The 20,320-nt window shown below is 61.0% G+C and carries 17 protein-coding genes, 1 tRNA gene and 1 other RNA gene; 10 read left to right on the top strand and 9 right to left on the bottom strand.

The window, feature by feature from the left end:
• Positions 1 to 23 precede the first annotated feature (23 nt).
• The 3 genes from AB0O97_RS11740 to AB0O97_RS11730 all read right to left on the bottom strand — a co-directional run bounded on the left by AB0O97_RS11740 (position 24) and on the right by AB0O97_RS11730 (position 2,192).
• Entirely contained in the window at positions 24 to 629 is a 606-nt protein-coding gene (locus AB0O97_RS11740) for a GNAT family N-acetyltransferase (protein ID WP_363840325.1), read from the bottom strand.
• A gap of 52 nt (positions 630 to 681) precedes the next feature.
• A complete protein-coding gene (locus tag AB0O97_RS11735) occupies positions 682 to 1,182 on the bottom strand; it encodes a universal stress protein (RefSeq protein WP_363840328.1) in 501 nt (166 codons plus the stop codon).
• A 71-nt stretch (positions 1,183 to 1,253) separates the two neighbouring features.
• On the bottom strand, positions 1,254 to 2,192 hold the full coding sequence (locus AB0O97_RS11730) for a methyltransferase domain-containing protein (RefSeq protein ID WP_363840476.1): 939 nt from the start codon (positions 2,190 to 2,192) through the stop codon (positions 1,254 to 1,256).
• A 40-nt stretch (positions 2,193 to 2,232) separates the two neighbouring features.
• On the opposite strand from AB0O97_RS11730, the gene AB0O97_RS11725 reads away from it, so the two are divergent.
• Positions 2,233 to 2,943: a DNA alkylation repair protein gene (locus AB0O97_RS11725; protein ID WP_363882704.1), complete on the top strand. Its 711-nt coding sequence runs from the start codon at positions 2,233 to 2,235 to the stop codon at positions 2,941 to 2,943.
• Between the two features lie 36 nt (positions 2,944 to 2,979).
• On the opposite strand, the gene mptB (AB0O97_RS11720) is transcribed toward AB0O97_RS11725, so the two are convergent.
• Positions 2,980 to 4,596 carry a polyprenol phosphomannose-dependent alpha 1,6 mannosyltransferase MptB gene (mptB, locus tag AB0O97_RS11720; RefSeq protein ID WP_363840334.1) on the bottom strand — a complete coding sequence of 539 codons (1,617 nt, stop codon included), beginning with the start codon at positions 4,594 to 4,596 and terminating at the stop codon, positions 2,980 to 2,982.
• 280 nt (positions 4,597 to 4,876) lie between these two features.
• Here mptB (AB0O97_RS11720) and AB0O97_RS11715 point away from each other — a divergent pair, with 280 nt between their 5' ends.
• The gene (locus AB0O97_RS11715) at positions 4,877 to 6,322 is read left to right on the top strand and encodes a glycosyltransferase 87 family protein (protein ID WP_363882701.1); all 1,446 of its coding nucleotides are present in this window, start codon (positions 4,877 to 4,879) and stop codon (positions 6,320 to 6,322) included.
• A 73-nt stretch (positions 6,323 to 6,395) separates the two neighbouring features.
• Positions 6,396 to 7,634, top strand: coding sequence for a hypothetical protein (locus AB0O97_RS11710; RefSeq protein WP_363882818.1), 1,239 nt, complete (start codon positions 6,396 to 6,398; stop codon positions 7,632 to 7,634).
• A gap of 7 nt (positions 7,635 to 7,641) precedes the next feature.
• Here AB0O97_RS11710 and mptB (AB0O97_RS11705) read toward each other — a convergent pair whose 3' ends face one another.
• The gene (gene mptB / locus AB0O97_RS11705) at positions 7,642 to 9,174 is read right to left on the bottom strand and encodes a polyprenol phosphomannose-dependent alpha 1,6 mannosyltransferase MptB (protein ID WP_363882698.1); all 1,533 of its coding nucleotides are present in this window, start codon (positions 9,172 to 9,174) and stop codon (positions 7,642 to 7,644) included.
• A 116-nt stretch (positions 9,175 to 9,290) separates the two neighbouring features.
• On the opposite strand from mptB (AB0O97_RS11705), the gene orn reads away from it, so the two are divergent.
• The 6 genes from orn (at position 9,291) to AB0O97_RS11675 (ending at position 15,340) form a co-directional block, all read left to right on the top strand.
• Complete coding sequence (gene orn / locus AB0O97_RS11700; RefSeq protein ID WP_363882695.1) at positions 9,291 to 9,893, top strand: oligoribonuclease; 603 nt, start codon at positions 9,291 to 9,293, stop codon at positions 9,891 to 9,893.
• Between the two features lie 169 nt (positions 9,894 to 10,062).
• Positions 10,063 to 10,135: transfer RNA gene (locus AB0O97_RS11695), tRNA-His, on the top strand.
• A gap of 117 nt (positions 10,136 to 10,252) precedes the next feature.
• On the top strand, positions 10,253 to 10,825 hold the full coding sequence (gene def / locus AB0O97_RS11690; protein WP_363882693.1) for a peptide deformylase: 573 nt from the start codon (positions 10,253 to 10,255) through the stop codon (positions 10,823 to 10,825).
• A 251-nt stretch (positions 10,826 to 11,076) separates the two neighbouring features.
• A complete protein-coding gene (locus AB0O97_RS11685) occupies positions 11,077 to 12,528 on the top strand; it encodes a sugar porter family MFS transporter (RefSeq protein WP_363882690.1) in 1,452 nt (483 codons plus the stop codon).
• 165 nt (positions 12,529 to 12,693) lie between these two features.
• Positions 12,694 to 13,587 carry an acyltransferase domain-containing protein gene (locus AB0O97_RS11680; RefSeq protein ID WP_363882687.1) on the top strand — a complete coding sequence of 298 codons (894 nt, stop codon included), beginning with the start codon at positions 12,694 to 12,696 and terminating at the stop codon, positions 13,585 to 13,587.
• Positions 13,588 to 13,735: 148 nt separating this feature from the next.
• Positions 13,736 to 15,340 carry a peptide chain release factor 3 gene (locus tag AB0O97_RS11675; RefSeq protein WP_363882684.1) on the top strand — a complete coding sequence of 535 codons (1,605 nt, stop codon included), beginning with the start codon at positions 13,736 to 13,738 and terminating at the stop codon, positions 15,338 to 15,340.
• Between the two features lie 47 nt (positions 15,341 to 15,387).
• Here AB0O97_RS11675 and AB0O97_RS11670 read toward each other — a convergent pair whose 3' ends face one another.
• The 3 genes from AB0O97_RS11670 to AB0O97_RS11660 form a co-directional block, all read right to left on the bottom strand.
• Positions 15,388 to 16,116, bottom strand: a complete 729-nt coding sequence (locus tag AB0O97_RS11670) for an HNH endonuclease family protein (protein ID WP_363840358.1) — start codon at positions 16,114 to 16,116, stop codon at positions 15,388 to 15,390.
• Positions 16,117 to 16,430: 314 nt separating this feature from the next.
• Positions 16,431 to 16,810, bottom strand: an RNA gene (rnpB, locus tag AB0O97_RS11665) — RNase P RNA component class A.
• Between the two features lie 128 nt (positions 16,811 to 16,938).
• On the bottom strand, positions 16,939 to 18,414 hold the full coding sequence (locus tag AB0O97_RS11660; RefSeq protein ID WP_363882815.1) for a glyceraldehyde-3-phosphate dehydrogenase: 1,476 nt from the start codon (positions 18,412 to 18,414) through the stop codon (positions 16,939 to 16,941).
• A 266-nt stretch (positions 18,415 to 18,680) separates the two neighbouring features.
• Between AB0O97_RS11660 and AB0O97_RS11655 the strand changes: the two genes are divergently transcribed.
• Positions 18,681 to 19,445 carry a peroxide stress protein YaaA gene (locus AB0O97_RS11655; protein ID WP_363882681.1) on the top strand — a complete coding sequence of 255 codons (765 nt, stop codon included), beginning with the start codon at positions 18,681 to 18,683 and terminating at the stop codon, positions 19,443 to 19,445.
• A 114-nt stretch (positions 19,446 to 19,559) separates the two neighbouring features.
• On the opposite strand, the gene AB0O97_RS11650 is transcribed toward AB0O97_RS11655, so the two are convergent.
• On the bottom strand, positions 19,560 to 20,297 hold the full coding sequence (locus tag AB0O97_RS11650; RefSeq protein ID WP_363840367.1) for a DNA-binding protein: 738 nt from the start codon (positions 20,295 to 20,297) through the stop codon (positions 19,560 to 19,562).
• Positions 20,298 to 20,320: the final 23 nt, after the last annotated feature.

The raw sequence follows: 20,320 nt of genomic DNA, 5'->3' as shown, positions 1-20,320 counted from the left end.
CGGACCGGCAATCCAGCGATGCCCTATGTGGAATCGGCCGGTGCCGGCGGCCGTTGGGGGCTCGGGCGGGAACAGTCAGCCTCCCATTCATCTCGGGTGATCGCGTACTCGACGTCGCCGTGCTCATCGCCCGGAATCGATACCGGCCAGTCGGCGACGAAGGTCCGCACGAGGCGCATTCCGGAATTCTCCAGCACCCGTCGCGAGGCTGTGTTGACTGCCATGGTGGAGGCGACAACCCGTTGCACCCCGAATTCGGTGTACCCCTTGGCGATCAGTGCTCGACTTCCTTCCGTCGCGTACCCTTTTCCCCAGGCCGCGTGACGGAGCCGGTAGCCCAGTTCCGGTTGGTCCTGTGGATCACCGGGGGCTGGCCGGAAGTGGAACCAGCCAAGGAATTTTCCGGTCGTCTTCTCGAGCGCGGCCCAGAACCCGTAGCCGGGAAGGCGCTGGTAGTAGTCGAGAAACGCCGGGAGGACCTCGCCTTCTATCTCCGGCCGGGGCGTGGGGGCGCCTCCGGTGATAAACCACATCACGCGCGGATCCCCGTCCAGTTCCACCAGCAGATCGGCGTCGTCGGGGGTGAATTGCCGGAGCAGAAGCCGTTCAGTCTCCAAGAAGGTGCGCATACAGGCATTCTCGCACCGCCGAGAATATCCGTCACGCGGGCATTCCGCGGCCTCAGCCGTGCAGTGGAGAGCGCGCATCAACACGTGGAATGGCCAGTACGGGGACGGACTGTGTGGCCAGCAACTTGCGGACCACTGATCCGGTAAGCACCTCATTGACGCCAGCCAGCAGCCCCGGTCGGCGGGCCCCGACAACAATAGCTGCCGCCTCAGTAGCATCCGCCAGACGTCCCAGCGCTAGGCTGGGTTCCCCGCCCAGGACACGAAAGCTGTGCTTCAGCCCATATCGTAACGCCAATTCCTCTAGAATCGGCCCCAGTTCCCGCACGGCACTGGCGGCTTCGTCGTCCGGATCAAGCGCCCTTTCCAGAGACTGGCCCCTGACATTTCCGCTGGGGTCCCACTCAATCAGGTAGCTGCCCGGATCAACATAGGCACCAATCAATTCAGCACCGAGAGCCCCTGCCAAGGCGGCGGCCTGATTCAGCACTGCAGGATCTTGTTCCGGTAGCAGCCCTACTATCACCGGGCCGTATCCAAATCGAGGTTTCATGGCGCCCCCACTCCGTCCGGGCCCGGCAATAGCGTTCGGGCTCTCCCCCAAGTTTCCCGCATCAGCGCCCGCTATGAAAGAGTGAGTTTCCTGCGTCCCGTAACCACTGTCCCCTGCAGCCCCTTGTTACTGGCGATACTGGTTGAGAATCCCTGCGATGCAAGAATGCTGGCCGTCGTAGCTGCCTGCCGCTCGCTGCTTTCCAGAAGCAGCACGCCACCTGGAGCAAGCCATTGTGGTGCTTCCTCCGCGATCCTGCGGTGCATCTCTAACCCGTCGACTCCGCCGTTTAGCGCTGCATCCGGTTCGTAGATTCGGGCCTCGGCAGGCATGAACTCGATGGCTTCGGAAGGCACATAGGGCGCGTTGGCCACGATCATATCGATCCTGCCGCGCAGCGATTCCGGGAGCGCTGCGAACAAGTCGCCACAGTAGGCCGCGCCAAGGACGTCGGCAATGTTTTCGGAGGCGCAGGCCACGGCTGCCGGGTCAATATCCGCCGCATGCAGATGGCACCCTAGATTCCCCGAGTAGGCTGTATGCCCTGCACTCCTTCGCTGTTCCAACGCTTGAGCCAGTGCCGCCCCAATGGCGCCGCTGCCGCAACACAAGTCAAGGACCACTGCCCGGTGGGACTCACTCGTGGATGCTGGGGTGCTGGATACAGCAGGCCCGCCAACGGCGGCTCGAGCACCGTCACCGTCACCGTCACCGTCAAAAAGATCATCAGCAAAAAGTACGGCGAGCGCTCGCTCCACCAGAAACTCACTCCGCCGTCGAGGAACAAAAACTCCTGGCCCCACCTGAATACGCTGACCATGGAATTGGGCCCAGCCCACAATGTGTTCCAGTGGCTGTCCTTCTATCCGGCGGGCCAGCATGGCGACGAGTTCCTCCTGAGAGCGTGCTTGCTCCAGCAGGATGGTCGCTTCCTCCTCGGCAAAGACACAACCGGCATGTCGCAGCGCAGCAACAAGTGTTCCTTGGGGCATCTTCGCGCGATCCACCATCACCCTCTCAGGGTAGCCCTGTCACAGTTACGCTGGGGAGATGACAACCGTTATTTCCTCCCCCGAGCAGGCAAGCCCGAACGCAGCATTCCTGAACGCTTTGGGCCCCGCTCTTGACACCGTGGCCATCCACGAAAAAGCGGCCGGCATGGCCCGCTATATGAAATCGACCATGCCCTTCAAGGGCGTGCCCTCCCCCGCCGTGCGCAAAACGGTGCGGGCGCTCGCCAAGGAACACCCTTTCAGCAGCGTGGCCGAGCTCCTCGCCACCGTCAGCCACCTTTGGGATGAGGCTAGCTACCGCGAGGAACGCTATGCCGCTATCATGCTCACCGATTCCAAGCTGGGCCGAGGCGAACCAACGCTCCTGCCGTTTTACGCCGTCGTGATCAGGACGGGCCAGTGGTGGGACTATGTGGATTCTGTGGTGCCTCGCCTATGCGGACTATTACAACGGGACCGGACAGCGATGGAAGAGGTGCTTCGGGAATGGAGTACGCATCCCAATTTCTGGTTCCGCAGGGCCGCCATCATTTCCCAGCTGGCGGCAAAATCATCTACCGATACTCAACTGCTGAGTGAGGTGATCGCTCCCAATCTTGCAGACCGCGAGTTCTTCATCCGCAAGGCTATTGGCTGGGCACTGCGTCAGCACGCACGGACCGATCCGGTCTGGGTGCGCCACTATGTAGCCGTTCATGAAGAGCAGCTCAGCCCGCTGTCCCGCCGCGAGGCGCTCAAGCAGCTTTGAGCCGTTAGATCCCTATGGCAATATCCAGTTAAAGACCTAGGACCTCAGTGGCGCAGCACCCTTGGCATCTTGATGCTCACGCTGGCGGATAAACAACACCCGTGTCTTCTTGTCGCCATACATGATGTACAGCACCCCGGCGAGGCCCACCGCAATGGCCACAGCCCGCACCATCACCACCGGAATCCAGGGAAAGACGCTCAGCTGGTCGGTCAAAGCGATCACGGTGAAGAAGGCCGTCAAGTACAGCACCGTACGTGTCTGCCAGCCTTCTTCAATCCCGGTCACCGCAAAGAAGGCCAGCAGCCACAGCATGTACCAAGGCTGGATCATGGATGCCATGAGCACGACAGCGGCAAAAGCCCACGCCATTCGTCGCATGACGGCCAGGCTGTAAAGCTGCGCTTCGTCCAGAACAGGAGTGCCGGCGTCGTACTTTCCGGAAAGGGGTCGTATCCGCGCCCTGACCGGTAGGAAGGCTAAGGCCATGACGATCAGAATCGAGGCCACCTGTCCAATGTTCTGAATGACGTCGGTCACCACAGCCCCGGCTCCTCCTAGGAGCGTGACCACGAAACCCACGGCGTTGGAGAAAAGCCCCACAGGTGCGTACCAAATCCATACTGTGCCGGGCGTCTGCAGGGCAGCCAACCAGCCAAAGCCCAATCCGTTGATGGCTCCCATGATCGCCATCACGGCCGTCGAGATGCCCAAGGTGGCCGCCCATAGAGCAAATTTTCGCACCCAGCCGGCCTGCGAACCAGCCCAGAGCAAGCCAACAAACGGCAGCGCAATCAACGTGATCGGCTTGATAGCGATGGATGCGGTGACCAGCAAAATGCCCAGCACAGGGCGCTTCGCGGAGGCGTAGTAAAGGCCCGCCACGACCAGTCCGAGCATGAGTGAATCGTTGTGGACGCTGGCAATGAAGTTGATCAGCACCACTGGGTTTAAGACCACCAGCCACAAGGCGCGGTGCGGGTTGAAGCCGTGGCGGGCGGCCAGTTTTGGCACGTAGAAGGCCAGCAAGATCACACCGGCCAGGCAGGCGATCCGGAACGGGATCAACGCAATTTCGGGGCTGTTGGCAGGCAAAATGACCGCGAAGTGTTCCAGCCACAGCCACAGCGGGCCGTACGGTGTGGGCGCCTCGGTCCAGAGCGTGTCCGGGCCCAGCAAAAAGTAGTTATTGAGGGCAGAAATCCCGTCGGTGTACGGGTTCAGCCCCTCTTGCATGAGTCGGCCCTGGCCAATATAGGCATAAGAATCCCGGCTGAAGAGGGGCAGTGCCAGCATCATCGGCGCCACCCACAAGATCAGTGCCTTCTTCAGGACAGGAGCACTGCTCGCATCCCAGCCGGCCAAGTGCTGGCGCAGCCGCAACCAGGCTCTCAGCATCAGCGCTGCACCTAAACACAACAGCACGGTGGTGGTGACAACGGCCACAGGCGTGGTCCGGGCCAGAATGAACAACGGGTTCCGGATCAGCACCGAACTGCTGGCCAACCAGCCCACTCCCAGTGAGCCCAACAGCAGCATCAGGGAACCGGCAAAACCCTGCCACACGGCCGAATCAGCTGTTCCTAGGCGGAACGGCAGCCTTTTAGACACCTTGGCGTTCACCTCCGGATGGACACTGCGCGTGCTGGTCAACAACTAACTCCTGAACTTGTTCCGCCGATCATGGCGGCAATGGCTGGCCTGCGGCGAAGCGGACCGACCCGGGCAACACCGGGCGAGACCCGAGCAACACAAGGGCAACACCCGGGCAACACAAGGCGCCTGCGCTAATATATAAGCAGCCGCGGACACCGTTCTTGGCATTCTACCCACTCCAGCAGGGCAGACCGCTGGAAAGACGCCATGCAACACGCAGCATCTGCACCGCCCCGGGCCCGGCCCAGGCGCCCCCACACTTGAGAAGGACCGGACCATGTCCACGGACAAATTCTTTGCCACCCTCACCCAATGCCGGGATGCTGTGCTGCCCCCACGGGCCCAGTCTTGGCTCAAGACCCCTCGTGGCATGTGGACTTTCTTTGCTGCCATCCACTTGGTCTTCCTCACCTTGGCGGGCCTTTTGTCCCTCCATGGGGAAGCGTTTAGCGACACCAGCTTCTACCGCCTGTGGGCTTATGTGGACTTTGATGGCTCCCGCGTGGATGGTCCCAGCCCCTGGGTCTACCCGATTCTGGCCTTGGTGCCCATGGCCGTGGCCTACATCTTCGGTCTCGGTCCGTTCCTGTTTATTTGGGTTCTGATGATCGCCGGCCTGAACGCCTTGGCCGTGGGCAAACTCACCAGCTGGGGCCGCAACCACAAGGCCATTCCGGCAGCGCTTTGGTGGATCTCCTTCACCACACTGATGGCTTGGCTCGGCTTTGCCCGCGTTGACGGACTCACGGCTCCGGTGGTGCTCATTGCCTTGTGCTTCGGCGTCGCCAGCCCGTTCCTGACCTCGTTCATCCTCAGTGTGGCCACCTGGACCAAGGTGTGGCCGGCCGCCATCATCTTGGCGCTTTTCACGGTTGTGAAACAACGCATCCAAGTGGTGCTGGCTGGCATGTTGGTCACCGCATTTGTGGTGGCGCTGGCCATGGCCATGAACGCACTTCCGCTGCTGTTGAACTTCCTGCTCGAACAGGGCGACCGCGGCATGCAACTCGAAGCCGCCTTCACTACCCCGTGGCTCTGGATGAGCGTGCTCGGCATAGGCGGGGCGCGCATGTACATGAACCAGGACATCAACTCCATGCAAGTCGATGGCCCCGGATCCGATGTCATGAGCTTCCTCATGCAGCCGCTGCTGATCGTCGCAGCACTGCTGGTCGCGGCCCTCATCTTCTGGGCCCTGCACACTGGAAAGCGCAATGGTGGCGCCGACCGCACCGCCCTGCTCCTGTTCGGTTCGCTCGCCCTCGTCACCGCTTTCATTGTGTTCAACAAGGTGGGCTCACCCCAGTTCATGGTGTGGCTGGCCCCCGCTGTCGCCGTCGGCCTGACCCATCAGTGGAAGGCATGGCGGGTCCCGGCCGCCATGCTCATTGCCGTGGCCATGCTGACCTTTGTGGTCTACCCGCTCTTCTACAACGCCCTTGCGCACAACAACGCCATCATGGCCGGCGTGCTGACCTTGCGGAACCTTTTGCTCGTTGTCCTCTTTGTGTGGAGCGTGCGTCAGCTTGTGATCATGGGCCGCGATCCCCTGGCTATTCCCAGGCACGACGCCGGGGCCTCCCCCGTGGTTTCCGAGACTGCCGCTGTGGTTTCCTCAGCGGACACCGGCACCGCTTCGGCCACCGGTACGGCTTCGGCCACGAGTGCTGCGACTGATCCTGCGGACAATCCCGCTAACAATCCCCTAAACAAGGAACACTAAGATTTCTGCGCCGTTGTTTGATCGAGTCCTAGAACGAGCGGTTGCCGTGCGTGGCCGCTTCCTGCCACCGCCGGTGATTGCCTGGTTCCGGACGCCAGCTAGCGTCTGGTGGGGATTTGCCGCCGTGCACGCATTTTTCTTGGCGTGGATGTTCAGCTTCTTTGTCCACGGGGACACGTTCAGCGACACCGAGCAGTACCGGCAGTGGGCGCTGTTGGGCTACAACCCTTCCTCGTTGGGCGATACGATCAGCCCCTGGGTGTACCCCCTGCTGGCTCAACTACCAATTTTTGCCGCCAATGTCTTTGGTCCCACGCTCTATCTGCTGGGCTGGACGCTGATCATCATTGCCCTCAATGCTCTGGGTCTTGTTTTCTTAACCCGCGGCAAACGCTCTGTCAGCGGCATCGCACCGGCTTGGTTTTGGCTCTTCTTCACCATGTTCATGGGCTTTCTCAGTTTTGCCCGGGTGGAAGGCATCACCACCTCGTTGGTGCTGATTGCGCTGCTCTACGCGGCGGAACGTCCCCTGGTGGCCGCATTGCTGCTCTCAGTTGCCACCTGGATCAAGGTCTGGCCGGCGGCAGTCATTGCGCCCTTGCTGATTGCCAGCGCCAAACGAGTCCAGATTTTCCTCACAGGTGTGGCTGTGAGCGCAGTCGTTGCCGCCTTTGCAGTATTGACCGGCGCGGGCTCGCACCTCTTGGACTTTGCCATTAACCAAGGTGACCGTGGCATGCAGTTGGAGGCCACGTTCTCTACGCCGTGGGTCTGGCTCAGCGTGTTCAACATTGGCGGGTCCAAAATTGCCGACAACGTGGCTATCAACTCCACCGAGGTTTATGGTCCGGGCGCCGAAGTGGCCGCGTTCCTGATGCAGCCGCTGCTCATTGTCGCTGCACTGGCTGGGGCGCTACTGATGGTGTGGGCTCTGCGCCGCGGCGCCGAACGCCAAGAGCTGCTCCTTGAAGGCTCGTTGCTGATGGTCACAGCTTTCATTGTCTTCAACAAAGTCGGTTCCCCGCAGTTCATCATCTGGCTGCTGCCAGTGGTAGTCGCCGGTCTGGTGCACCACTGGGATCGGTGGAAAATTCCCGCCACACTCCTGATGGGCATCGCTTTCACGACCTTCATCATTTACCCGTTGTTCTATACCCCGCTGATCCACGCGAACCCGATCATGGCGGCCGTTCTCACCAGCCGCAACGTGCTGCTGGTGACACTGCTGGTCTGGGCTGTACGCCGCACCGTGGAACTGGGCCGCACCGCGACACGGCCCGCAGCTGTCCCCGCAAAGCCAGCCGTCAACTAGCGCCGGCTTAGTTCGCAGTGCCCTCAACACTCTCAGTGCTGAGGGCAGCCTCACGGCTAAACAGCAGCTTGCGCGTATACACATCCACCACCAGCAGGTAGAGCACACCGGCCAAGGCCACTGCCATGGACAGCGATGCTGTGCCCACCGGCAGCTCCACAAAGCCCCACACAAACAACTGGTCTTGCGCCCCAAACCCCACGAAGAAGGCAATCACTACGTAGCAGATCTTGATCTGCCAGTTGTTGCGGATGCCCGTCACCGCCAAGAAGGGCAGGAACCACAGGATGTACCAGGGCTGGATGATGGGCGCCAACAGCACGACGGCGGCAAACGCCAACGCCATTCGACGCACCACATGTTGCGGGTTCCCTCGGAACATGAACCACACAGCCAGGCCCACACTGAGAACTGTCAGCAGCGTCCGGAACCCATTTTCAAGGGCCGCCCCGTCCAGTCCCAACGCGTTGCTGAGCGCCCCTACCATTTGGCCACCAAAGCCTGAGGGTGAGTATCCGGTGTAGCCAGGAGTTGAATCCAACAGAGCCCAGGTCCAGCCGAAGCCCAAGTTTCCCGGCAGGCCTAGGAGCCACAGAATAAGCAGGCTCAGAGTTCCTGTCCCTGCCCAGAACAGGAAGCGCCTCCCCCAGCCGGCCTTGTGCCCAGCCCACAGCAGGCCGATGAACGGCAGCAGCACAATCGTAATGGGCTTGATCGCAATGGACAGCGTCACCAACAACACACCCAGCACACCCCGCCGTGTTGCCGCAAAGTAGGTGCCGGCCACGGCCAGACCCACCATCAACGCGTCATTGTGGGCGCTGGCCACGAACGAGATAAGGAACAAGGGATTCGCCACAGAGATCCACAGGGCCCTGGCACCATCAACACCATGCAGGGCGGCCAGTTTGGGAACATAGATGACACACAGCGCCACACCCACACACGCAAGTGCCCGAAACAACAGCACCGAGGCGTCCGGTTGCCCACCGGTCAAGGCCACCACGCCGCGGCTCAGCCACAAAAACACGGGCCCATAGGGGGTCCGATTCTCAGCCCAGGAGGGGTCAGTGCCGAGCATAAACCAGTTGCTCAGTGCCGAGATTCCGGTGGTGTATGGGTTCTGGCCCGCTGCCATGAGCCGGCCTTGGCCAGTGTAGGCGTACACGTCACGGGAGAAGATGGGCACGGCGGCGAACAGCGGAGCACCCCAGAGCAACACTGCCGTGACCACGGTGTGCAGCGACCCAGGGCGCCATGCACGAAGCCGCTGTCCCAGCCGCAGCCAGGAGCGCAGGAGAATAATGGCGCCCAACGTCAAAAGAATGGTGGAGGTGATGACCCCTACGCCTTCCGTGCGCATGTCTATCACCAGCTGATTCCGGATCATGGGTGAGCCATTGGCAATCCAACCCACACCCACAGAACCGGCCAAGATCATCAAGGAGCCAATAAACCCTTGTAGTAACTGCAACCACGCGAACCAAGGCCCTTGAACGGTAGTACCCGCAGGGGCAGCGGCAGACGGTGCCGACTTCATCCCACGCCTCCGGCCATCAAAAAGTAGTTTCATATCATGTCGGCGGTACAGCAACCCCGAAGCCCCAATTTTAGCGCACGGGGCGGCAGGAGCCGGGTTCGCGGTACATTGGACGGGTGGCTATAACTAATGAACGCATTGTGTGGATTGATTGTGAGATGACCGGCTTGGATGCCGTCAATGACGCCCTGATCGAGGTTGCGGCACTTGTCACAGACTCCGAATTGAACATTCTGGGCGAGGGCGTTGATGTGGTCATCAAGCCCAGTGACGAGGCTCTGGCGCAGATGGGCGACTTTGTGCGCAACATGCACACCACCTCAAAACTGCTCGACGAACTGGCCGGTGGCACCACCATGCAGGACGCGCAGGCGCAGGTTTTGGCCTACATTCGCGAACATGTCCCCGTGGCCAACAAGGCTCCCTTGGCTGGGAACTCCATCGGAACAGACAAGGTGTTCCTCGCCCGTGACATGCCCGAACTGGTGGAACACCTGCATTACCGGGTGGTTGATGTCTCCACCATCAAGGAGCTCTCACGCCGCTGGTTCCCGCGCGCCTACTTCCAGTCGCCCGCTAAAACCGGAAACCACCGGGCACTGGGGGACATCATCGACAGCATCAACGAGCTCAAGTACTACCGCGAGGCGGTATTCGTGCCGGCTCCGGGCCCCGATACCAAAACGGCCAAGAAGATTTCGGCACAATTCTCGGGATAAATTCCGCGTCTTTTCGCCCCTCCGCCACGGCCGTGCTGCGACTTGCATCACAAATACTGCAAAAGGGACAGCTTTGGTCTTGACCCCCTTTTATTTCGGGTAGACTATTTGTCGTTGCCACAAGCAAGGCGGACATCGCAAGATGCTCCAAGAGACTGCGGCGGACATGGTGGGATTAGCTCAGTTGGCAGAGCGCCTGGTTGTGGTCCAGGAGGTCGCGGGTTCAACCCCCGTATCTCACCCCTTATGTGGTTCGCTGAGAATCACGAAGACACCCCGGTCATTTGATCGGGGTGTTTTTCATTGCCTGAGTGCGCTAAAACTTGAAAAACGTTTTCGAGCCTGAAAAGGAATCCGTCATGACCATCCGCCCCGTGACCATTTTGGGTGAGCCCGTGCTCCACCGCCGCGCCGATGAGGTCCAGGCCTTCGACGCAGACCTCAAGGCCCTTGTCGCCGACATGTACGAGACCATGGATGCCGCCCATGGCGTGGGCCTGGCGGCCCCGCAAATTGGTGTGGGTTTACGCCTCTTCACCTACCAAATGGAGAACGACGACGACGTTCCCGCCCGGGGCGTTGTTGTGAACCCCACACTCACCGTGGGCAAGATCTCCGGCAACCCGCCCAGCGTGGACGACGAGGTGGAAGGTTGCCTCTCCGTTCCCGGCATCGACTATCCACTCAAACGCGCCGAGTGGGTTCGAGTACGTGGCTTCGATGTAGACGGCAACCCCCTCGACTTTGAAGCCACTGGCTGGTTTGCTCGCTGCATGCAGCACGAATACGACCACCTCGACGGCAAACTCTATGTGGACCGGCTCAACGCCCGCTATTCCAAAAAGTCCAAACGGGCCGCCAAGAACAATGGTTGGGGCGTTCCGGGGCTAACCTGGATGCCCGGCGTTGACCCGGACCCCTTCGGCCACTAATCCCCAATTCCTCCCCAACCTCGTTCCTCGGCCGGGGCCCCTCGGAATTGTGGGCCCATCCACGCGCTTTCTTCCCCAGTGCAGCCGCCCCCTTACTGTGGCACAGCTCCCATGAGTCATATCTCACGGCTCTAATCAGCGATTAAGACGGCTAGAAACGCCCCACTAGGAGTAGTTTTACCATTTGGAATTACTAAGCACTTTTTTCAAATGGGCCACGCTAATGAGCGAGGCGGCTTCAAAGGGGAACCATGTCCGGGACAACTATGCAAAAACAGCCAGCAACGGGGATACCTAGAAAAGTTGCGGGGCTGGCCATCGCCGGTGCGGTGGGAGGATTCCTCTTTGGCTTTGATTCATCGGTAGTCAACGGAGCCGTTGACGCCATGCAAGATCACTTCATTCTTGGCGATGCCCTCACCGGGTTCGCTGTCGCCGTCGCACTTTTGGGTTGTGCCGTAGGCGCCTACCTCGCCGGCCGCATCGCCGATGCCAAGGGCCGCATTCCCGCCATGAAAATTGGTGGCATCCTGTTCCTGGTCAGCGCCTTGGGCACTGGCTTTGCTTTCAGCGTCTACGACCTGATCTTCTGGCGCCTCATTGGCGGTTTGGGCATTGGCCTGGCCTCCGTGATTGCGCCGGCCTACATTTCTGAAATTTCCCCAGCCAAGCACCGCGGCCGTTTGGCATCGCTGCAACAGCTGGCCATCACGATCGGTATCTTTGCTGCCCTGCTCTCCGATGCATTGTTCGCCAATGCTGCCGGAGGCGCTGCTCAGGAGCTGTGGTTTGGTTTGCCGGCGTGGCGCTGGATGTTCCTTGCCGCCGCCGTGCCGGCCGTGGTCTACTTCGTCATTGCCATGGTGCTGCCGGAGTCCCCACGCTTCCTGGTCCTCCACGGTAAGGAAGAAGAAGCCGCCAAGGTCTTCAAGACCATCGCACCGAACGAGGACGCTGAAATCAGCATCCGCGAAATCCTGGACGCTGTCCACGCCGATAAAATGGCCGCACGCCAAGGTACGCTGCGCGGCAAGCGCTTTGGCCTGATGCCCGTGGTCTGGATCGGCATCATCTTGTCCATGTTGCAGCAGTTCGTGGGCATCAACGTGATCTTCTACTACTCCACCACCTTGTGGAAGGCCGTGGGCTTCGAGGAGAAGGACTCGCTGACCATTTCCGTGGTGACTGCCATTGTGAACATCCTGGTCACCTTGGTAGCCATTGCCTTGGTGGATAAAGTTGGCCGCCGGCCCATCCTGCTGATCGGTTCAGTGGGTATGGCACTGTCTCTGGGCACCATGGCATTGGCCTTCTCCACTGCCACCGGTACCGGCTCTGATGTCTCGCTCTCCGGCACCTGGGGCCCCGTTGCCCTGGTTGCAGCCAACGTGTTCGTTGTCAGCTTTGGCGCTTCCTGGGGACCGCTGGTTTGGGTCTTGTTGGGCGAAATCTTCCCCTCTCGGATCCGCGCCCGCGCTCTCGGTTTGGCTGCTGCCGCCCAGTGGATTGCCAACTTCGCCATCACCTTGACCTTCCCGTCCATGGCCGCCGCTTCCTTGCCGCTCACCTATGGCATGTACGCCCTGTTCGCCGTGGCGTCCTTCTTCTTCGTGATGTTCAAGATCCCGGAGACCAACGGAATGTCACTGGAGCAGGCTGAAACCCTGTTCGATAAGAAGCCCAAGGCTGCCAAGCAGTCCTGATCTGTGCTGTGCTGAACCCTGCAGTCTGAAGCTGCGTTCGGTTACGTCTTAACGGCGCGCCACTCCTGGAGTGGCGCGCCGTTAAGGTTTAACCACGCGCAGGAGCAAACTAGGCGGATCCAGCAAGGCCGGCCGGGTCCCCACTATGGTCGCTAAGCTGGGCTTATGACCTTGCGCACTGCCATGAGCCCAGACCAAACACTTGAGTACCTGAACATTGCTCCGGAGGATCGGGCCGAGGCTTTGGCGCTGCTGCAGAATCCAGTGACGCCGGCGGTGGAAGCCGTGCTGGCTCATTTGGCAGCGCGCCTGGGCAGCTCCGATGACTCACTTCCTGAGTTGAGCAGCCCCGAGGCACCCATCACGGAGCTCGACTGGCTCACTGCCATGCTCCACTTTGTGCCCGAAATCGTGGCCTGGCATAGCGAACGCGGTATTCCCGAGACCACCTCCCGGGAAACGCTGGCTGACTTCGGCCGCAACATGGCCATCAACCGCCGCGTCCACCAGCGCTTCGGCATGGACACCTACAAGTGGCTCAACCATGTTTTCGCCGGCCGCATCTACCAGCTGGGCCGTCTGCAATATCTCATCCACCAGCCCGCAGCACAGATCCCCGGCGTTGGCTCCGATGAGTGGATTCTAGGCATTCATATTCCCGAGGACGGCGGCCTGCCTGCAGACGCGGTGGCCCACAGCTTGTCATTAGCGGCCCCTTTCTTTGCCAAACACTTCCCCGAAAAACCCGTCCGGACCGCCAATTGCGAGTCCTGGCTACTGGATCCATACCTGTCATCCCACTTGGCCCCTGCCTCCAACATCGCCACCTTTGCTGCCCTCTTCACTCCCTATGGCGAACCGCGCACCGAGCCCACCGACGCCGTGTACTTCACCTTCCGCACCCGCAGCATGGAGAACCTCACTTCCCTCCCCCGGACGACGGCGTTGCAACAAATTGTCCTTAACCGCATCGATGGCGGAGGTGCTTGGCAGCTGGGCTTTGGCAGCCTCACCCTCCATGAAAAGCGCGCACTTGAGCATCGCCTGAGCTGTGACTAGCCCACGCTGAGCCCACGCACCCAAGCCAGGGAAGCCGCCGTCGTGCGCACCACCAAAGGGAGCCGCGGGCTGCGGTAAACTAGGTAGTTGCGCCCTCTTTACCTTTTATCTTGCTTGCACAAATTCTTCACCGCTAGAAAGTAGTCTTGTGTCCTCTCCGGCCCAGTCCCCCGCCCGTGCCACCGAAATTTCCGGCCAGGCCGAGCGCCGGCGAACGTTCGCCGTCATCTCCCACCCCGATGCCGGTAAGTCCACGCTGACCGAAGCGCTGGCGCTGCACGCCAAAGTGATCGGTACGGCCGGTGCCACGAACGGCAAGTCCAACCGTAAGGACACGGTTTCTGACTGGCAGCAGATGGAAAAGGACCGCGGCATCTCGATCAGCTCGGCTGCGCTGCAGTTCTCCTACCGCGACACCGTCATCAACTTGCTCGACACCCCCGGCCACGCCGACTTCTCCGAAGATACGTACCGCGTGCTGGCGGCTGTGGACTGCGCCGTCATGCTCGTGGATGCCGGTAAGGGCCTGGAAACACAGACCATGAAGTTGTTCGAGGTGTGCCGTCAGCGCAACCTGCCCATCATCACCGTGATCAACAAGTGGGACCGCCCGGGACTTGACCCGTTGGAACTGATGGATGAGATCACCGAGCGCACGGGCCTGACCCCCATGCCGTTGACGTGGGCCATTGGCATCGCCGGTGATTTCCGTGGCGTGTGGGATGTTCGCCGCAATGAGTTCGCGAAGTTTGCCCGTAACAGCTCCGGCGCCCAGATCGCCCTGACCGAAATCATGACCCCCGAGGAAGCTGCCGCGTCTGAAGGTGTTGCGTGGAGCGATTCCATCGACGAGGCGTCCCTGGTCATCGACGAGGACAAACCCCTAGATTTGGAAGCGTTCTACGCCGGCAAGGCCACCCCCCTGCTGTTCTCCTCGGCGGCGCTGAACTTTGGTGTCAAGCAGATTCTGGACACCCTGGTGGACTTCGCGCCGCCGGCCGCACCCCGACCCGATGTTGATGGCAGCGACCGCGCCATTGACGCCCCGTTCTCCGGCTTTGTGTTCAAGGTCCAGGCCGGCATGAACCAGGCCCACCGCGACCACGTGGCCTTTGTGCGCGTGTGCTCAGGCATGTTTGAGCGCGGCATGGTGGTCACCCAGACCCGCACCGGCAAGTCCTTCGCCACCAAGTATGCGCAGCAGGTCTTTGGCCGCGACCGCGAAGTCATCGATACGGCTTTCCCTGGCGACGTGGTGGGCCTCGTCAACGCTTCGGCGCTGCGCGTTGGCGATTCCTTATTTGTCGAGGAACCCGTGGAATACCCGGCCATCCCGCTGTTCGCACCCGAGCACTTCCAGGTAGCGCGGTCCAAAGACCCCAGCAAGTACAAGCAGTTCCGCCGCGGCATCGAACAGCTCGAACACGAAGGCGTCATCCAGGTGCTGCGCTCGGATCTGCGTGGTGATCAAGCACCGGTGCTGGCCGCCGTCGGACCCATGCAGTTCGAGGTGGTCGAAGACCGCATGCACCACGACTTCAACGCCCCCATGCGTCTGGAACGCCTCAGCTATTCGCTCGCGAGATTGACGACGCCGGAGGCAACAGCCGTGTTGGCCAATGTCCACGGCGCTGAGGTACTGGAGCGCAGTGACGGCGAATTCCTGGCTCTGTTCAATGACATTTGGGCCATGCGCCGCGTGGAAAAGAACCACCCGGACCTGCCGCTGAGCGAAATCGGCACCACGATGTAGCAACCCCGGATCACTCCGGCCCTGAGCCTGCCCTCACGCCTCCTCCCCTACGGGAGGTAGCCAGAGGGCAGGCTTTGCTGTTTCGGGCACAGGCCCAAAACACGCACCATGGCGGACTTCTCGGCAGGGGTGACCCACAGCCGGTAGGCGGCCTTGACGGAAATCTGGCGGGCCACATAATGGCACCGAAACTTTTTGGACGGCGGCAGCCACGTCGCGGCGTCGCCGTCGGACTTGTCTTGATTCGCCTGACCGTCAACGGCCAGCAAATTTAGCGGATCGTTGGCCAGACTCTGCCGCTGGATGGGCGTCAGCGCCGCGGCTCCTGTCTGCCAGGTGTTGCCGAGTGCCACCACGTGGTCGATCTGCACCGCCCCGCTACTGTCCTTGCCACGTTGAAAAGAAACCCCATGCCCCGTGTAGGGCTCTTGCAGTGTTCCGGAAGCTACCAAGCACAGGGAACCGTCCGTGAAAGTGAGGCCCTGCATGTCCCTGCGCAAGATGTCGTTGCGGGTGTCGCAGCCGTTAGCATCGGCATCCAGCCACGCCTCACCGAACGCACTGCGCTGGTAGTCACTACGGGGCGCCTTACCCTTCACCACAAGCGTTTCCAACAACGCCAGCGCAGTTCCTGGGCCCACCACGGCCACCGGCTGTCCCAAACCCGGAGGTGAGATGCCCACGGCAGGCGGCGGACCGGCGTCGGGCGTAAATGGCCAACGGCCGGAGGTATGGAGCCAGCCAAGAAGGATCACCGCAACGAGAACAAAAAGCACAGCAGCGGCTGTGAGGGGCGGACGCGCTGGGGGTAGCGGGCGCACAGGGAGCTGTTGCGCATGCCGTGACATCAACCACCCCGCCCCTGACCCACCGTGGGTTCTGATCCACCTGTTGGGTGTTCTAAGAAACGGTGAATCGCAATGGGCTTAAGTCTAGGGACTGGCGGGCAAACGTGCGCCCGGTTATCCACAGGCGTTCGAGACCCAAAAGTCTTCGAGACCCAAGAATGCCACCGTTTGACGCAAATGCCATAGCTCAAACCCTGGCATCAACGTCAAACTGCGGCATTTTCCATAAAGGTGATGTGTGTTGGATAGGGCAGCCGTTACGCCGGGTTTTGTCATCCGTCACAGTTACCCGTGGCGGAGAGGCAACCATCCATCTACGAACGCCGTTGCCGACGCCCTCTAGCAGCCTACCCAGGCACTCGGGCGAACAGCCCTCAAACATGCCCTGTCTGGCCTTGCTCCGGGTGGGGTTTACCTAGCTTCCCTAGTCACCTAGGGAACTGGTGGTCTCTTACACCACCGTTTCACCCTTACCCGCTCCAGCCGAAGCCGTGCGGGCGGTCTATTCTCTGCGGCACTGTCCTGCGGGTTACCCCGAGTGGGCGTTACCCACCACCCTGTCCTGTGGAGCCCGGACGTTCCTCGAGCCACTTGCGTGACGCGCGGTTGCCTAGCTGCCCTATCCAGTTATCAAGTGTACAGGGCGAGCGGCCCCGAGCGAGCGGAGCGAAGGTGGCGCTCGGTACAAAAGCTAAGGCTCCGGCGTCGGACATTAATGTTCGACGCCGGAGCCTGCTTTGGGTGCCGAGGCTAGGCCTGCGCTGTGGCCAGCTCGGCCGACGCATCAAGTGTGGGGAATGCGCGTGGGTGGACCCCGGCCATTTCCTCCATGACGCGCACTACCTGGCAGCTGTAGCCGAACTCGTTGTCGTACCAGACGTAGAGGACCAGGTTTTTGTTGGTGCTGATGGTGGCCAGGCCATCGACAATACCGGCGCGGCGCGAGCCCACGAAGTCGCTGGAGACCACCTCGGGAGAATCGATGTAGTCGATCTGCTTGCGCAGGCCCGAGTGCAGCGAAATCTCGCGCAGGTAGGTGTTGACCTCGTCCTGGGTGGTGGCGTTCTCCAGTGTCAGGTTCAGGATCGCCATGGAGACGTTGGGGGTGGGGACGCGGATGGAGTTACCGGTCAGCTTGCCCTCGAGTTCGGGCAGGGCCTTGGCTACTGCCTTGGCGGCGCCGGTTTCGGTCAGCACCATGTTCAGGGCTGCCGAGCGGCCACGGCGATCTCCCTTGTGGAAGTTGTCCGTCAGGTTCTGGTCATTGGTGAACGAGTGAACCGTCTCCACATGCCCGTGCACAATGCCGTACTTGTCGTTGAGAACCTTCAGCACCGGGGTGATGGCGTTGGTGGTGCAAGAAGCGGCGGTGACGATCTTGTCTTCGGCGGTGATGGTGCCATGGTTGATGCCGTGCACCACGTTCTTCAGCGTGCCCTTGCCCGGAGCGGTGAGCAGTACCCGTGCCACACCCGTGCTCTTAAGATGCTGGGACAGGCCTTCCTCATCGCGCCAGCGGCCCGTGTTGTCCACGATCAGGGCGTTGTTGATGCCGAAGCTGGTGTAGTCAATGGTGGCCGGACTGTCCGAGTAAATGACCTGGATGGCGGTACCGTTGGCTTGGATGATGTTGTTCTCGTGGTCAACCGTGATGGTGCCGTTGAACGGGCCGTGGACGGAGTCGCGGCGCAGCAGGCTGGCACGTTTGGTCAGGTCCATGTCGCCACCGTTGCGGACCACAATGGCGCGCAGTCGCAGGCCGTGGCCACCGCCGGAGTGTTCAATGAGGATGCGGGCCAGGAGGCGGCCGATGCGGCCAAAGCCGTACAGGACAACGTCGGTGCTGGTGCGTTCGTCGGCGCCGAATCGGTCAACGATGTCGGCCAATTCGGTACGCAGGAAGGCTTCGAGATCGGCTTGTCCGGAGGCTTTGAAGCAGGCGTTGAGTCGGGCCAGATCCAGTGAAGCGGCGCCCAGTTGCAAAGTCACTAGGGCACGCAGCAGTGGCAGGGTCTCCTCCAGGGGCAGTTCAACCTCGTCAATCTGACGGGCAAAGCGGTGAGCCTTCAAGAGACTGATCACCGATTGGTTGATCAATGAACGGCCGTGAATGTTGGTTAGGACATTGTTTTCCCGGTAGAGCTTGCCGATGAGCGGGATCATGGCCTCGGCCATGGTCTCGCGTCCGATCCAGGAATCCAGGACGGCGTCGGAGTTGTTAGCCACGAGTTCTTGCACCACTGTAGTTACCCTCTTCTAGCTTAAAACACCCTTGGTTTAAGCCACCCCCAGTGTCTCAGGAGGCACATATTACCGGCGAGTTCAGTGAGCGCTCTCACTAGACCGGTCTAGACTTCGCCCGCTTCTGCCCCGCGAAGGGTGAGTAGATGACAATGCTGATGTCCAGGATTGTCATCTACTCACATTTCGAGCAAAGGCGAGCAAAGGGCGGAGCGGAAATGTCGGGCCCACCGAACCGATAAGCTCGAACGGTGCTAATTTTGCTTCCCCCCTCTGAAGGTAAGACCCCGCCCGACGCCGGCGCTCCCGTTGATCTGGCCGAGCTGAGTTTTCCTGAGCTCAACGCCGCCCGACAGGAAGTTGCCGAAGCCTTGGCCACCGTTTCGGGTCAAGACGACGCGCTGAAACAGCTGGGCGTGGGTGCCACCTTGGTGCATGAAGTCAGCCGAAATACCCGGTTGGCCCACGAGCCTGCCGCACCAGCCCACAGCATCTACACGGGCGTGCTGTTCGACGCTCTGGGATATCAGAACATGAGCGCAACGCAACAGCGCAAGGCCGACGCCGCCGTCGTGGTTGTCTCGGGGCTGTGGGGTGCAGTGGGCTTTGCCGACAGAATTCCGGCGTACAGGCTGTCCATGTCGGTAGGTCTGCCTGGCCTAGGCAAGCTGGCCAGTTATTGGAAGCCTAAACTCGCCGAAGCCATCAACAGCCACACGGAGGGGCATTTGATGGTCGATTGCCGTTCCAGCACGTATGCAGCCGCTTGGGTTCCGGATCCGGCCCACACCGTGGCGGTTAACGTCTTCACCGAGCGCGACGGCGTCCGTAAAGTAGTCTCGCACTTCGCCAAACATACTCGTGGAGAACTGTCCCGGCATTTGCTGACCCGTCGCGGCAAGGCGCCAGAGACACCCGCTCAGCTGGCGAAGGCAGCCGCGGAAAAGTGGGTGGTGGAGCTTGTTCCAGGGACGGCGCGCAAGGCCCATACCTTGAATATCATCCTGACCGACTGATTCTGAACTAGTAGCGCGAAAAGCTGCGGCCGGTCCTGGCATATGCCGGACCGGCCGCAGCTTTTAGTTGCTGTCGCAGCGCTCGCTCCTGAGCGCCCGCACCTGAGGAGCTAGTTAGCTCCATTCCTCCGAGCGGACCAAGATGGCACCGGAATCCGGGCACATCACGATGGTGTCGGGGCTAGCCTTCTTGATCTCAGCCAAGTCACCGGCGCTAATGTGCATGCCGGAGCCTTCAGACTTCCCATGGAACAAACGCGCTGCGCCCACACCGTATTTGGCCAGCGAACGGTTGTAGATGGCCATGAGCGCCGGGTCAAAGGTAGCTGCCAGCTCGGCACGTTCTGCCAGGATGGCATCGCGTTCCATCTTGAGGCCGCCTAGCTTGCTGCGCACCTCATCCAGAACCTCGTCGAGGACGCTCTGCATCTGGGTCACCAGATCCCGCTCGGCCTGAGCCTTAGCGGTGGCTTCCTCAAAGGCTTCCATGGCTTCGAGCTCAGTATCCTCAAGCTCACTGCGACGCCGTGTCAGCGACTCGACTTCACTCTGCAACGCCATGAGGTCCTTGGACAGGCCGGTGCCACTGTTCAACTTGGCTTCGTCGCGCTCAATCCGGGCCACCACGGCGGCCACATCATCTTCAGACTTGGTCAGGGCCCGCTGGCAGTCGCTGACGGCCGTGTCTAAGACCACCAGATCGCTCTTGGCCACGGTGACGCCCGCGTGCAGGTCCGGAAGTCTGGGGTCTTCCTTCAAAGCCTTCGCCTGGACATCTAGTGCCCGCAATTTGCCATCCAATACCTGGACCTCCAGCAAACGCATTTGTTCGGCCGGTGCTGCCTTAGCCATGTAACTCCTCCTGCTGCATCAAG

The sequence above is a fragment of the Specibacter sp. NPDC078692 genome (genome assembly GCF_040686835.1).
Taxonomy (GTDB): Bacteria; Actinomycetota; Actinomycetes; order Actinomycetales; family Micrococcaceae; genus Specibacter.
The sequence above is the reverse complement of the archived record's forward strand: the minus strand, read 5'-3'. Positions and strand labels throughout refer to the sequence as shown.